The following is a 15,256-nucleotide window of genomic DNA, read 5'->3' as shown; positions in this document are numbered from 1 at the left end:
GATGAGATTTCTTTAAAGGATCCCCAAAGACGATGGGGTTGATAGGTCACAGGTGTAAAGGCAGTAATGTCATAGCCAAGTGATACTAATTATCCGAAGAGCTTATCTATGAAGATGATTATTATTTAATACAGATACTCCAACGTAAAATTAGCAATGCAATTACTATCGCTATTCCTATATATTTTTATTATGTCAACACATAATCCCTGTCCCCTCCTTTGGAGGGGCTAGGGGAGGACTTAAGGTGGCCCGCCCTTTTAAAAAAAAAGGTTCGGGTAAATTATAGCAACAGGCTATAGTGCACTAAGATTTAAGGTGGTTATAGCAACGGGGCTCACCTCTTCCCATTCCGAACAGAGCAGTTAAGCCCGTTAGCGCCGATGGTACTACATACCGTGGAAGAGTAGGTCGCCGCCTTCTTTATAGAAAAACCCTGACTTTTTAGTCAGGGTTTTTTTTGTTTAAAAAAATTCCCCTTGGCTTAGTGAATGAGCTAAGATGACTCTCATATAAACGATCATCAGCGTGGAAGAGCCTGCCCGAACGCCGACCTGTTTCAATTCTGGCAGGTCACCTTCAGCTGCGGGCGGGTAGGTCGCCGCCTTCTTTATAGAAAAACCCTGACTTTTTAGTCAGGGTTTTTTTTGTTTGATAAAAGCCCTTGGCTTAGTGAATGAGCTAAGATGACTCTTATATAAACGATCATCAGCGTGGAAGAGCTTGCCCGAACGCCGACCTGTTTCAATTTTGTCAGGTCACCTTCAGCTGCGGGCGGGTAGGTCGCCGCCTTCTTTATAGAAAAACCCTGACTTTTTAGTCAGGGTTTTTTTTGTTTAAAAAAATCCCCTTGGCTTAGTGAATGAGCTAAGATGACTCTCATATAAACGATCATCAGCGTGGAAGAGCCTGCCCGAACGCCAGCCTGTTTCAATTCTGGCAGGTCATCTTCAGCTGCGGGCGGGTAGGTCGCCGCCTTCTTTATAGAAAAACCCTGACTTTTTAGTCGGGGTTTTTTTTGTTTAAAAAAATTCCCTTGGCTTAGTGAATGAGCTTAGATGACCTCCCTATAAATTGCTGTGCTTTTTATTTAATCTCCAAGTCAAGTTGTCTTCCAGATTCATATGCTTTTTTATCTATACTAGAACCTAATGCCATGCCAATGACCATTCCGATAGGTAATCCTATTCCAAGGAATACATATTCCCAATACTTGTTCCAAAAGCAACTCCAAGAGGAAGCCCAAATGCGGTCATCCAAATAGCCAACCAAGTATTTCGATAGTGACTTTTCGTAACAAGTTTAAGCTCCTTCTCAATCAATTTAAGAATACTTGATTGAGCCTTTCTTACTTGCTTTCTCAATTCTTGTTCTGAATGCGAAACGGAGTTAATTTGGTCAATTTCATTATTAATAGACTTTACAATTTCATCTGTAAGTTTCTTTTTTTCAATTCCGTTAAAAGCTTATCGAATTGAGCAAAAGAATTTGCTAGCTTTTTATCTTGCTTAAAAATTGGTCTTTTTTTCAGTTCTTTTATTTCCATCTTACTATTTTATATGATGCACAATCCAAAACAAAACAATCTGAACAGACTTATTTATGCAGGTATTTCCAGATTGCTTCATTCTACTAAGTGTTTATAATCTAGTTGCTTTTATCACTTTATTACCTTCAATAGTTTTGGTAAAAATCAAATAATCCATATCACTTCCAATTTTACAATTTAATTTTTTTTGAATTTTATCCGTTGTTACTTTTATGTTCTTACTGATAATATTGACAAACCTTCCTTTGTATTCTTTCTTTAGATTCTTGAAATTGATAGAATTAACGCTTTCAACCTGATATATTTTTCCAGGAAAGCTGACTAATTGCAAGTCTGAAGTATATAAATTAGTGCTTTTTTCAAGCTTGCTTAAATTGTACTTACAGGCTAAAAAATCATATAAGCCTGATTTCATGATGCTTGAATTGAATTCGTAAATGTATTTTTTAGATTCTGAGTATGAAATCGTATCATTTGAAATAAAATTGGGTTTGATTTTTTGATATGAATATTTTTTGAACGAATCATAATTGAAAAGCTTCATAATTCTGCTGTTTTTAGCTCTCCAATCGATAATCCATAGCAATTCCTTGACTTCATTTTTAACAGATACAACATGCAATTCTTTGATACCTGAAAGCTCTTTATATCCCATTTCAATGTCATACATCGGAGAGGTTTTGATCATCAAATTGATTGACTTTTTTTTCAATAACTTCTGATGTTCCAACAAATTTGGTAACGAATCTTTAAGTAAAAATACTTTTTGATTTTTATTTCTCCGCGATGGATCTACGTAAATCCAATCGTATTTAAAATCAGCTGTTTTTAAATAATCAATCGAATCGGTATGATGACACTCAATATTTGTAAATGTGAAGGCATGGAAATTCTGCCTCGCTATTTCAAACAGTTCCTGATTAATTTCAACATAGGTAAGTTGATTTACTCTTTTTGAGAAATAAAAGTCGTCAACACCAAAACCCCCGGTTAAATCAATCAATTTTTCTCCGGATACTAATTTTGATTTATGATTTGCAGTAATCTCTGATGATGTTTGCTCCAGATTGACTTTATGAGGATAAACAATGCTTTTATTTTTAGACCAAGTGGGTAGTTTTTTCCTTGCTTTGTTTTTTCCAGTAATTTGGTTTGCTAAAAAGTTGATACTGATCGATTCAAAAGGACTCCCTTTTAAAATTAGTTTTGGAATAGGCGTAGTTAAGTTATCTTCAATGAACTGAATAACTTCAGGGTTTGATAACGCTTTTAAATCATCTTCTAACTTCATGTAGAGCAATACCTAGGGATTGTGAGACATTCAAACTTGAATTTTTTCCAAACATGTTTATATGATAGACTTCATCCAGTTCTTCAAGAATATCTTCTGCTATCCCAGATTTTTCATTTCCTAAGACCAAAAGAATCTGATCTGTTTCAATTTTACCTAATTTATAAATATTCCTGCTGTTACTGGTAATTTCTAAGCCAACTTTGAGACCTTTAGAGTATTTAAATACGGATTGATAGTTTTCATAAAATTCAATCTTTAAATTCCTCCAGGTAGATCTAGACGTTCTTTTAAAGCGAGTGCTTTCTAAATCTTTTTTGTTAGAATTATTTATCCAAATGGTCTCCACTCCAAAAGCTTCAGCATTTCTAAAGATGCTTCCCAAATTTGCCGGACTATCTATTTGTTCCAAAAATACATCGATTTGAAGGTTTTTAGATTTTTCAAAATTAACCTGATGGTGGTGAAGTTGCTTTTTTATCATTTTATTCATTAAAAGCATACTTAAGAAGGTTTGTACCCATCTTTAAAGCTTCAAGTCTAATTTCCTCCGGATCTCCATGTACCGAGGGATCTTCCCATCCATTTCCTAAATCGCTTTCATAAGTAAATAACACCATCAATCTTCCATTATCATTTTCAATTCCAAAAGCTTCAGCTGGTTTGCCATCATGCTCATGTATTTTTGGCAATCCATTTTCAAATTTGAATTCAGTATTAAAAATAGGATGTGAGTTTGATAGCTTTTTGAGTTTTCGGTCTGGGAATACTTTTTTAATAGCTTCTTCAAAATAAGGCCTTAACCCATAATTGTCGTCAGCATGCAGAAACCCTCCACTTAATAAATAGTTTCTCAGGTTTGTTGCTGCTTTATCAGAAAAAAAAATATTACCATGACCTGTCAGATGAACAAAGGGAAAATTAAACAGTTCTTGATCATCAGGCATCACTTCCTTAATTGTTTTACTGATTTTGCTTCCGGTTGTTTGATTAGTGAATTCAATCAGATTTGGCAAAGAGGTAGGATTACTGTACCAATCGCCACCGCCATCATATTTCAAGAGGGCAATTTCTTGAGCTTTTAAATATCCAATACTCAAAATCAAAACTAAAAAAAGTATGAGTCTCATAAAGATTGCATTAAATTTGCTGTATGACAAGCTACAATTCCGGCGGTTTCGGTTCTCAATCTTGAATCTGATAGCGATACAGCTTTAAAGTCATAAGAGAGTGCTAAATCTATTTCAGATTTGGAAAAATCACCTTCAGGACCAATCAATATTAAATTACGTTCACCAAGCAGTTTGGAAAGATTTTCTTTAGGTTCGTCTTCACAATGCGCAATAAATTTAGTTGAATCAAACCCTCCTTCACTTCCTGGACGGGCAGGTTCAGAAGTGATAAAATCAGAAAATGAAATCAAGTCATTTAATTTTGGTAAAAAAGAGCTCAAGGATTGTTTCATGGCTGCCTGCAAAACTTTTTCATAGCGTTCCAGCTTAATAATTCTTCGTTCACTGTGTTCGCAAAGCAAAGGAGTTATTTCCTGTATTCCTATTTCAGTAGCTTTCTCCAGAAACCATTCAAACCTGTCGTTGGCTTTAGTCGGAGCTATGGCTATATGAAGTTGTTGCTTTGAAGCCATTTTTTCTTCAATATTCAAGACTCCAATTTCGCATTTTTTAGGATGGTTGCTTTTTATAATTCCTTCAGCCAACAACCCTGAACCATTGGTAATAAAAACTTTATCACCGATATTCTTTCTAAGCACTTTAGAAATATGACGGCTTTCTACGGGATTGACTAGTATAAGCTGTGCATGAGCATCGAAATGAGGTTCGTAAAATAATTGCATGGATCTGGAGTTTCTAAGCCTAAAATTTATAATTCATATTAATTACACACATTTCATTGAGTAGGATGCTTAAGGCTAATCAAGTATAAGAAATATTAAATAATTTCATAGTTACAAATTAGATAGCATATCTGGCTTTTGAGGCCGTAGCGAAATCAGTAAATTGATTTTCTTTATATTTAAGATAACCTACAATTCCAATCATAGCTGCATTATCTGTGCAATATTCAAATTTTGGGATAAACACATTCCACTGATTTGTTTTTTGCTTTTCTAAAAGTGCTTCTCGGATACCCGAGTTAGCAGAAACTCCACCGCCAATGGCTATCTCCTTAATTCCGGTCTCTTTGACGGCTTTCTTCAATTTGGAGATCAATATGTCAACGACTTTTCTCTGAAAGGAAGCACAGAGGTCTTCTATATTTTCTTCGATGAAATCTGGATTTTCCCTTGTCTGTTTCTGAAGAAAATAAAGGACAGAAGTCTTCAATCCGCTAAAGCTAAAATCTAATCCCTTAACATTAGGTTTTGCAAATTCAAATTTTTGAGGATCCCCTAACTTAGACAGTTTATCAATTTCCGGACCCGCTGGATAGGGTAGGTTCAGCATTTTACCACATTTATCAAAAGCCTCACCAATGGCATCATCGAGTGTTTCACCAATCACTTCCATGTCAAAATAACTCTTCACGTTCACGATCTGAGTATGACCACCACTTATAGTTACCCCTAGAAATGGAAACTTTGGCGTTTTAGACGTTGTATCCTTTATGAAATGAACGAGTAAATGCGCTTGCATATGATTGACTTCTATGAGTGGAATTTCTAAGGCAAGACTCAGAGATTTTGCAAACGAACTGCCAACCAGTAAAGACCCCATCAAGCCAGGACCTCTTGTAAATGCAACAGCTGACAACTCATTTTTAGTAATCTTGGCCTTTTTAAGGGCTTGGTCTACAACTGGTACAATATGCTGTTGATGAGCTCTGGAAGCAAGTTCAGGCACCACACCGCCATATTCTTTGTGAACCTGCTGTGTTGCCACAATATTACTCAGCACTTTATCATTACAAAAAACAGCCGCAGACGTATCATCACAAGATGATTCTATACCTAATATGTAAATGTTTTTTGTGTTTGACATTGCTTTTTCCTTATTCTGTAATTTAATAGCAAATCTAAATAAATTTGTGGCTTGGTTGAAGGCATTTAGGATTAGTATTTGATATATCTTTGAAAAAAAATACAATTATCAGATTACTCAGAAAAGTTTGGAAATTTATAAAAAAAACATTTATAGCTTTCCTGTTGATGTTTTTACTCCTTGTGTTAATTTTCCTGATTCCACAAGTCCAAACTTATTATGGAAAAAAACTAACCGATAATTTTAACAATGCATATCAAACCGACCTTAGTGTCAGTGGTTTGAAGATTAATTACAAGGGAAATATAGTTTTAGATAATCTTTTGCTTAGGGATGACTATGAAGATACCATCATCTATGCGAAATCTCTATCGACTTCTCTGATTAACCTCTCTAATATTTCAGGTAGCAATCTTCATTTTTCAAATACAGAATTCGATCAGCTTAAATTTAAGTTGAAACACTATCGAAATGAAGAATCCGATGAATTTACAAAGTTTATTGAAAAACTAAGTGATACAACATCTCAATCAAAAGCTTTTCAGCTTAAAATCAACAGAGCCCTTGCTTTTGAAAGTGAATTTGTTGTCATCAATGAAAACATAAGCCCAGACCCGACTTTTTTTATAAAAGATTTGGATTTTAATATTTCCAATTTTAAACTTCTTGGACCAGATTTGAATTTCAATCTTAGACGAATGTCAGGAATTCTAAAGCAAGGAATTCTGATTGAAGATTTTAAAACTCAATTTTCTTACAGTCCAAAGCAAATGGATTTTCATAATCTCTTGTTGGAAACCCCGTATTCTCATGTAGAAGGCAAACTTAAATTTACTTACATACGAGAAGACCTTCAGGATTTTTTTGATAAGGTAAATATTGAAGCTGCCTTTGAAAAATCCCTACTATCTACCACAGATTTGCGTCGCTTTTATGATGGATTTGGATATGCTCAGGAAATGAATTTAAGTGGAATTGCCAGGGGCCAGCTTAACAATCTGGATTTGCAATCTTTAGATGTTCAAGGTGTTGATAATACAAGTATTAAGGGAAGCTTGAAGCTCATCAATTCTTTTGGGGATTCTCCTTTTAAAATGGATGGGAACTCTGTAGATATCACTACAACTTACGAGGACCTGATAGCCCTTTTTCCTAAAGCCTTACAAGCTAATTTACCAATATATTTCAAATCGTTTGGAATAACTCAGCTCAATGGAAAAATTGAATTGTCAAACGACAAATTGTTCACTGTTTTAAGCATGAAAACAGAGTTGGGAAACGCAGCAATGAACTTAAATTTTGAAAATTACCAAAAACCTGAAACTGTACAGTATAAAGGCTTTTTAGATGTTTCTGAATTTAATATCGGTGAATTTTTTAATATCAATACCCTTGGAAAAACAACATTTAATTTTAACGTAGATGGTTCTGGCTTTACAGAGTCTTCACTCAATACATTGGCCAAAGGCAGCATCAAGTCAATAGGAGTGAATGGATATACCTATACTAATATCAAGCTCAACGGAAACCTAAAAGCTCCATATTTTAACGGGGAGTTAGAAAGCTTAGATCCAAACTTTTTGTTCTCTTTTAAAGGTTTACTTGATGCTTCCAAAGAAGAAAATACGTTCAACTTCAATGCAAATATTGACCACGCAGACCTATATGCCCTAAATATTATAAAGCGTGATACAATGGCCGATTTTCAAGGAAACTTAAGAGTTGATTTGAAAGGCAATTCCATAGATGACTTGAAGGGTAAGCTGGACTTTAATTCCTTTAGATATGAAAACGAGCGGGAAATTTATGCTTTTGAAGATTTGGTAGTAGAATCTTCGTTTAAGGGTTCTAAACAAATCATAAGCATAGATAGTCCAGACGTCATAAGTGGAAATCTTGAAGGCGAATTTAAATTGTCATCATTACCGCAATTATTCTCTGATGCAGTAGAAAATTTGTATTTCAGGAGAAAGAAAGATTCAGTAGATAATTACCAGTATGTAGATTTTGACTTGAATATTTATAATAAAATAGTCGAAGTTTTCTTTCCAGAGATTGAAGTAGCCTCCAATACTTTTATAAGAGGAAGCATTGATGCAAGTGAGACCGACTTTTCTTTAAATTTTAGATCTCCAAGAATTCGTATTTATGATAATACCTTGGAAAATATAAATATCCAGGTAGATACGGATAGTCCTCTGTATAATTCTTATGTTGAAATTGAGAATATCATGACTTCGTATTATGATATTTCAGACTTCAATATGATCAATGTTAACTTAAAAGACACTCTTTTTGTAAGAACTGAATTTAAGGGAGGGCGACTTCAAAAAGACAATTTCAATTTGAGTATTTATCAAACTTTAAACGATAATAACAAATCAACATTTGGCTTTAAACGTTCCAGTATTGTTTATAACGAAAATTTGTGGTTCATCAACAGAGAATCTAACAAGAACAATAAAATAGAGATAGAACGGGGTTTTCAAAATTTCAATATTGATTCTTTAAAATTATCGAGCGGTGAACAGTCTTTACTGTTTGATGGGATTTTGAGAGATTCTACTTTTAAAGATGTAAAACTGAATTTTGATAAAGTACAACTTGCTGATGTCATACCAAAGCAGGACAGCATTCAGTTTGCGGGCGTCATGAATGGTAAACTGGATGTTTACCAAGAAAATAAAATTTATGCACCAAATCTTGATGTTGACATTGAGGGTTTTGAGTTTAACAATGTAAAATATGGTCAGTTTTCTTTAGAAGCTGATGGAAACAAAGATTTAAGTTCATTTGATATCATTTCAGAATTGAGATTGAATGACAATTCTTTATTTAAAGCTGAAGGTTCTGTGTTTACCATTGAAAATGATCAATATTTTGATGTTGGGGTAAATTTCAATCAGTTTGATTTGAGTTCATTCAGTGTTTTTGGAGAAGATGTGATTTCAAACATCAGAGGATTCGCCTCTGGAAATGTCCAGATAGGAGGAAAGGTAGGTAATCCTTTTTTGAATGGGGAACTGAGACTGAATGATGCCGGTCTTAATGTTCCATACCTCAATATTGATTTTGATTTTGATGAAAATTCAAGAATAGGATTTGAGGATAAAGATTTTGTTTTTAATTCTATTGGCATTGCCGATACTAAATATAATACTAAAGGCTTACTTGATGGAAAAATCAGTAATCAGAATCTTAGTGAATGGTTTTTGGACCTGAATATTAGTACTGACAATTTGGTAGCTTTAGATACTAAATTCAATGAAGGAGATTTGTATTATGGTACAGCTTTTATCGATGGGAGTGCTTCTATTGTTGGACCTTCAGATGAAATTGAAATTAACGTTCAAGCAGAAACACAGGAGAATACAGTTTTCAAAATCCCACTTGACGATACTGAATCGCTGGGAGATAATTCATTTATTTACTTCTTAAGTTTAGAAGATAAACTCTCTAAAAAAGCAGGTCGAAAAATTAAATTGAAAGAAATAAAAGGTTTGAACCTCAATTTTGATTTAGATATCACAAGAGATGCAGAAGTAGAAATAGTAGTAGATCCAGTGAATGGCAGTAGTTTAAGAGGAAGAGGGGTTGGTACTTTATTGATAGAAATCAACACAAATGGAAAATTCAATATGTTTGGTGATTTTGTAGCTTATGAGGGAGAATATATGTTTAAATATTCAGGCTTAGTTCAGAAGCGATTTGAAGTTGTTCCTGGATCCAGCTTAACCTGGAATGGAGATCCGGTGAGGGCTAATATTGATATCCAAGCAAAATATGTTACTGAAGCCAATCCAGCCATTCTCTTAGAAAATCCTTCAATAAACCGTGAAATACCTGTTGAAGTTCTTATAAATCTTGGTGGACAAATCGTTCAACCTAATATTGAATTCAGTTTAAACTTCCCCAACCTGTCTTCTGTGGTTAAAAGTGAGCTGGAATATCGAATTCAAGGCCGGGAAAATACAGAGCTTCAGGCTTTATCTCTTGTAACTCAAGGAACTTTTTACAGTCAGGCAGGATTAGGTCAAAATGCCATCACTGGAAACCTAATAGAAAGGGCTTCTGGTATAGTAGATGATATTATATCCAAGGAAGACAACAAATTTAAGCTTGGATTGAATTATCAACAAAACGACAGAAGTTTAACACAAAATAACCTGGCCGATAGGGTAGGACTTTCAATAAAAACAAAAATCTCCGACAGGGTATTAATCAACGGCAGATTTGGTGTTCCAGTTGGTGGAGTCACAGAATCTGTGGTCTTTGGTGATGTAGAAGTCAACTTTTTATTGAATGAAACAGGAAGCCTCAGAGCAAATGTTTTCAATAGAGAAAGCGATATTCAATTTATAGGTGAAGAACTGGGATATACTCAAGGAGTTGGACTTACTTATACTGTAGATTTTGATACTTTTAAAGAATTGATGAATAAGATATTGAATAATGAATTCACTAAAAACGGCAAAGAGAAAAACGAAAAAGAGCCTCTTACCGACAAAAAAGAACTGCCTTCATATATCAAGTTTCCATCAAATAAAAGCCTTAATTGATTATCCTTTTCCAGTAGGCTATCAAAATGGAAATGGATGCCAGACAAACTACTGCCGAAATTGAAAAGAGAAGCATGTCGCTATATATAAGATATCCAGTTGCGAACAAGGCAGAGTAAACTCCAGCAACACCAGCAATAAAACCGATTATTTTATATTTAAAACCTTCAAATTTTTGATTGTTGTCGAAGACCTTATTTTCAAAAGTTTTAATGGTTTCTTCTGAAGATGGTTTCGTTAAAAAAGTGACTGTAACCCAAATACAGGTTGTCACTACAACTCCGATAATGAGTTCTACATAAGAGTCAATCTGCCAAAAATTATTCGTCTTTCCTACAAAGAATATAACCGCAATGATAAATGAAGACAGCATAGCGGCGATCTCACTGTAAGGGTTAATTTTATACCAGAACCATCTCAATATAAAAAGCAAGCCCGTACCAGCTCCAATTTGTAGTAACAAGTCGAAAGCTTCTTTTGCTTCTTCCAGAACAAGTGCTAATAGTGCCGAAAAAACCATCATCAGTAAAGTGGAAAGTCTTCCGATTAAAACTTTATTAGCTTCAGAAGCATTCGGTTTCAAAAACCTGACATAAAAATCGTTGACTACATAGCTACTTCCCCAGTTGAGATGCGTTGAAATTGTACTCATAAAAGCAGCTATTAATGAGGTGACAACGAGTCCTAAGAGTCCTGCAGGCAAATAGGAAAGCATAGCGGCATACGCCAAATCATTTTTGATAAATTCGTCGCCGAGATCTGGAAAAGCCAAGGCTAAACTCTGTAAATCTGGAAATAAAACCAAAGAAGCAAGACCAATTATGATCCAGGGCCATGGTCTTACGGCGTAATGAACAACTGTAAATAGGAGCGTAGCAAGTGTTGCATGTTTTGTGTTTTTAGCTGCCAGCATACGTTGAACGATGTAGCCGCCTCCACCTGGCTCAGCACCGGGATACCAAACACTCCACCACTGAACGGCGAGAGGCACAACAAGTATAGGAACATAAACTTTAGGGTTGGAAAAATCAGGAAATATGGAACTTTTATTTTGAACTTCAGGAATAGAAAGCAGTTCCTGTATGCCTCCAATTTCAGGCATCTCAACAATATAAATGGTAGCCCAAATACTTCCTACAATCGCTATCGCAAATTGAATAAAATCTGTAAGGACGACGCCTTTAAGACCACCAAGCATTGAATATAGCACAGTTACGGAGCATGAAATCACCAGTGACTCTACAGCTGAAAAATTGAACATCACATGTCCTATTTTTATAGCAGCCAGGCAAACTGTAGCCATGATAACAATGTTGAAAAACACCCCTAAATAAATTGCCCTGAATCCTCTTAAAAAGGCCGCGCTTTTACCACTGTATCGTAATTCATAAAATTCTAGGTCTGTTGAAATTTCACTTTTTCTCCATAATTTGGAATAAAAGAAAACGGTTAGCATACCGGTAAGAAGAAAACTCCACCAGACCCAGTTGCCATAAACCCCGTCATTCCTTACGATGCCAGCCACAAGTCCAGGAGTATCTGCGGCAAAAGTCGTTGCCACCATAGAAATACCAAGTAGCCACCACGACATATTTCTTCCAGAAAGAAAAAAATTCTTGGAGCTTTTGCCACTGGTTTTTGAAGCGTAAATACCAATTCCCAGGCTTATGGCAAAAAAAGCTATAATGATGACCCAATCTACAAAGCTTAGAAGCATACGGGTTTATTCTTTAAATGCAATAAGGCTAATTTCTACACTTGCATCTTTGGGCAACCTTGCGACTTGTATGGTTTCCCGTGCAGGAGCAGTCTCTTCATCAAAATAAGCCCCATAAATCTTATTGATTTTACCAAAATCATCCATGTTGGAGATGAAAATACTCGTTTTTATAACATGTGAAAAATCCAGTTGGGCTTCTTTTAAAATAGCTTCGAGGCTCTTCATCACCCGAGTAGTCTCCTGTTCAATAGAACCAAATTCTGTCTCTCCAGTTTTAGGATTGATAGCGATTTGACCTGAGGTGTACAAAAAACCATTGATTGAAATTGCCTGATTATAAGGGCCTATTGGTGCAGCAGCATTTTTAGTTTTGATAATTTTTTTCATGATATGTTATCTTAAAGTTCTATCTCGTTCTCTGTTTTTATCGTATTTCACATCCTGCAAGATGTTGGATTTTATACCGATAAAGAAAAACCAGGACCTTCTCACACCGAAAGGTGTCCAGTTGAAACTCATTTGCCAGCTTTTCAAATCCTTTGCAAACCTAAGTTGTGTAAATGAAAATCCCTTATTTTTAATATCATAACCAGAGGATACCCCAACTTTCCATGTTGGCGATAATTCAACATCTCCAGAAAACATAAGCGAATGAGAACTTATCTCGTTTTCCCTCGCATTGTTGGAGTAGGTCATTGTGTAAGAAAGATTTAGATTCCATGGTATAGCATAGTTATACCTCTGGTTTTCATCCTTCTTGGGGTCTTTATTTTGATTTCTCTGATTCATCAACTCACTGGAACCAAAAAGATCATCGGGTCGCCCCCCATTTCTGAAACTCTCCGAATCATACTCCTCATCTTCTTCTTTTTCACCTTTCTCATCATCTTCTTTTTGAAAATCTTTATTGGAAAATGAATAACTGAAGCTTGCATTAGCTCTTGTAAGTCTGAATAAACTCCCGCCATTATTTATGTTGAGCGTATTAATTCTCCTGTTATTGCTATTTAAAGCATACATATCCAAAGTTCCTAAAAAGTTGATAGACAACTTGTCTTGAACAATTGGCAGAGTTCCTCTCATCGAAATAGGACTTAAATTTAGAGAATCTGCAGCAAAATTATAATTAGTGCTCAATCCAAAATTGCTTAAAAGGCTTCTTTTTTCAAAACGGTCTTCTCCTGTGAGTGTAGAATCTTTTTTTCTGACTTTTGCTTCAAAGTCGTTTGTAAGACTGAAAGACATACTGCTGGAGAAATTATTTCCAGGTGCACCATTTAGAGTCCCTTCAAATCTTGAATATTCCACAACTTCATCTTCTAGTCCGGCTATACCTGTTCTGGTATATTCATCGTAATATTGATCAAAAGCTGGGCTTATATTATAAGAAATTGAAGGTCTTATGACGTGTCTAATGGCCTTTATCTTTTTATCATCTCCGAAATCAAACATACCGTAGACTGTAGTTCCTACAGATGTAGAAAAATCATAAGTTCTATAAGAATCAAAACCGTTTATGGTGTCTCTTTCAACCTGGCGAAGTTGTTCATCATAGCGTTGTTCAAATGTTTTAAGTGTCCATACTTCATTATAGTTGGCACTAGTACTCACGCTGAAATGTTCAAACACTTTAAAGTTTGTAGAAATTGGAATCGAATGTCTTGCCCCAACATCAGCGCCTTGAAACATTTCTGGCTGAAAGAATAAGGAGTCAGTTGTTTTTATTCTATTTTCAGCTCTTACATTATATTGTAAATTGATATTATGAATTGCTCCTTTTTTAGTTCCTGTTTCTGGTGCAAAAGGAAAAACCCTTCCTATACTGAATTGTAAAGTTGGTAAGGTAAGGTTGATGACTTCAGTATTTGTATTCTGATTGTGTGTCGCAGATATGTTTAAATTCATAGCTGGCTCGCCTTCAAAGGTTTTCGAATAAGATACAGAAGAGCTCAGCGTGTTGTTTAAGAAGTTACCCGTATTATTTTGATTTACAGATTGTTGGTAATAGTCGCTTGAGCCAAGATTTACAGAAGCTGAAAATCGTGATGACGGATTAGCTTTTTGATCCTGACTATGATTCCATCTCAAGTTATAAACAGTAGTTTCACTAAAGTTGGGAAACCCTCGTTCTTCAAGCAATAGTTTTTCATATCTAAAAGCTACATTACCATTAAAACGATACCTTACTTTGTAATTACTTTCTAGTCGCAAACCGTAACTTCCGTTGGTATAATAATCTCCTTGCACTGCTAAATCCACATAATCATTTATAGCAAAGTAATAACCACCATTCATCAGAAAAAAACCTCGATTTCTATTTTCGCCATACGAGGGAATTATAAAACCAGATGCTTGCTTATCTGTTAGAGGGAAATACCCAAAGGGTAAACCTAGTGGTGTAGGAACATCTGCAATGTACATATTCACAAAGCCTGTCACGATTTTACTGTCTGGCACAAATTTTATTTTCCTTGCAAAAAAATAATAATCAGCATCATCCACATCTTCTGCTGTTGTAAATTTTGCATTGGCAAGATAGTATATAGAATCGTTTTGCCGTTTGGAAATTTCACCCTTGACTTTGAACCCTCCTTGCTCAGTTCTGGAATTGAAAACCAGGGCTTTTTTAGAGTCGAAATTAAAAATTAAACTATCGGGTTCTACTAGATTATCACCTTGTTTAAAGGTGGGAGCTTGCGTATAAGTTCCTGTAGAATCAACAATACCAGATGCAAAAACCTCTTTTGTTGAATTATCTACAATGATCCATCCTGCATTTATTTTCATGTCCCCATACTCAACAACTGCTTCATTAAATAAGTACATTTTATCATTCTTCCTGGACAGCCTTTTGTAATCTTTGGCATAGGCATCAACAATATCGGTAAGGGTTTCACGTTTTTTTACAGGTTTGTTTTGACTCAGTGTATCTCCAATGACATATTTAATACGCTGTGTAATTGAATCGGCTTCATTTTTGATAAGGTAACCAAAGTCTACTTTCTGAGGTTCTTTCTCTTGAGCATAAAGCCCGAAATTGACAAGAAACCCAATGCAAAAAAGTATATGAAGTAAGTTTGTACGCAATGCTTTTAGTACTATTTTTGTAAATGAAGTCACTATTATTAAGAAGTTTCA

At 35.1% G+C, this 15,256-nt stretch carries 11 protein-coding genes and 2 rRNA genes; 3 read left to right on the top strand and 10 right to left on the bottom strand.

Translation table 11 applies throughout. The annotated features are described in order from the left end of the window. Positions 1-110: ribosomal RNA gene (locus LB450_RS02230) — 23S ribosomal RNA — on the top strand; the annotation flags it as partial. A gap of 204 nt (positions 111-314) precedes the next feature. Beyond that, a 5S ribosomal RNA gene (gene rrf, locus LB450_RS02225) occupies positions 315-423 on the top strand. A gap of 663 nt (positions 424-1,086) precedes the next feature. Here rrf and LB450_RS02220 read toward each other — a convergent pair. From LB450_RS02220 to tsaD, 7 genes are all read right to left on the bottom strand, one after another. Further along, positions 1,087-1,260 carry a hypothetical protein gene (locus LB450_RS02220; protein WP_224486216.1) on the bottom strand — a complete coding sequence of 58 codons (174 nt, stop codon included), beginning with the start codon at positions 1,258-1,260 and terminating at the stop codon, positions 1,087-1,089. A 160-nt stretch (positions 1,261-1,420) separates the two neighbouring features. Beyond that, positions 1,421-1,546, bottom strand: coding sequence for a hypothetical protein (locus LB450_RS13685; RefSeq protein ID WP_262902671.1), 126 nt, complete (start codon positions 1,544-1,546; stop codon positions 1,421-1,423). A gap of 94 nt (positions 1,547-1,640) precedes the next feature. Then, positions 1,641-2,840 carry a THUMP-like domain-containing protein gene (locus LB450_RS02215; protein WP_224486215.1) on the bottom strand — a complete coding sequence of 400 codons (1,200 nt, stop codon included), beginning with the start codon at positions 2,838-2,840 and terminating at the stop codon, positions 1,641-1,643. Next, positions 2,824-3,333, bottom strand: coding sequence for a TrmH family RNA methyltransferase (locus LB450_RS02210; protein WP_224486214.1), 510 nt, complete (start codon positions 3,331-3,333; stop codon positions 2,824-2,826). Before LB450_RS02210 ends, LB450_RS02215 begins: the two co-directional genes overlap by 17 nt. Further along, positions 3,326-3,970, bottom strand: a complete 645-nt coding sequence (locus LB450_RS02205; protein WP_224486213.1) for a DUF4159 domain-containing protein — start codon at positions 3,968-3,970, stop codon at positions 3,326-3,328. Before LB450_RS02205 ends, LB450_RS02210 begins: the two co-directional genes overlap by 8 nt. Beyond that, complete coding sequence (locus tag LB450_RS02200) at positions 3,967-4,695, bottom strand: 16S rRNA (uracil(1498)-N(3))-methyltransferase (protein WP_224486212.1); 729 nt, start codon at positions 4,693-4,695, stop codon at positions 3,967-3,969. Before LB450_RS02200 ends, LB450_RS02205 begins: the two co-directional genes overlap by 4 nt. A gap of 118 nt (positions 4,696-4,813) precedes the next feature. Then, complete coding sequence (gene tsaD / locus LB450_RS02195) at positions 4,814-5,839, bottom strand: tRNA (adenosine(37)-N6)-threonylcarbamoyltransferase complex transferase subunit TsaD (RefSeq protein ID WP_224486211.1); 1,026 nt, start codon at positions 5,837-5,839, stop codon at positions 4,814-4,816. Between the two features lie 167 nt (positions 5,840-6,006). Between tsaD and LB450_RS02190 the strand changes: the two genes are divergently transcribed. Then, positions 6,007-10,398, top strand: a complete 4,392-nt coding sequence (locus tag LB450_RS02190) for a translocation/assembly module TamB domain-containing protein (RefSeq protein WP_224486210.1) — start codon at positions 6,007-6,009, stop codon at positions 10,396-10,398. On the opposite strand, the gene LB450_RS02185 is transcribed toward LB450_RS02190, so the two are convergent. From LB450_RS02185 to LB450_RS02175, 3 genes are read right to left on the bottom strand one after another with little or no spacing between them, the layout of a single operon-like run. Continuing rightward, positions 10,391-12,115: a sodium:solute symporter family protein gene (locus tag LB450_RS02185; protein WP_224486209.1), complete on the bottom strand. Its 1,725-nt coding sequence runs from the start codon at positions 12,113-12,115 to the stop codon at positions 10,391-10,393. The two genes, LB450_RS02190 and LB450_RS02185, sit on opposite strands and share 8 nt — an antisense overlap. Positions 12,116-12,121: 6 nt before the next feature. After that, entirely contained in the window at positions 12,122-12,505 is a 384-nt protein-coding gene (locus tag LB450_RS02180; RefSeq protein ID WP_224486208.1) for a Rid family detoxifying hydrolase, read from the bottom strand. A 6-nt stretch (positions 12,506-12,511) separates the two neighbouring features. Then, positions 12,512-15,205, bottom strand: coding sequence for a putative LPS assembly protein LptD (locus tag LB450_RS02175; protein WP_224486207.1), 2,694 nt, complete (start codon positions 15,203-15,205; stop codon positions 12,512-12,514). Between the last annotated feature and the right edge of the window lie 51 nt (positions 15,206-15,256).

The organism is Psychroflexus curvus, from assembly GCF_020164585.1.
Lineage (GTDB): Bacteria > Bacteroidota > Bacteroidia > Flavobacteriales > Flavobacteriaceae > Psychroflexus > Psychroflexus curvus.
The sequence above is the reverse complement of the archived record's forward strand: the minus strand, read 5'-3'. Positions and strand labels throughout refer to the sequence as shown.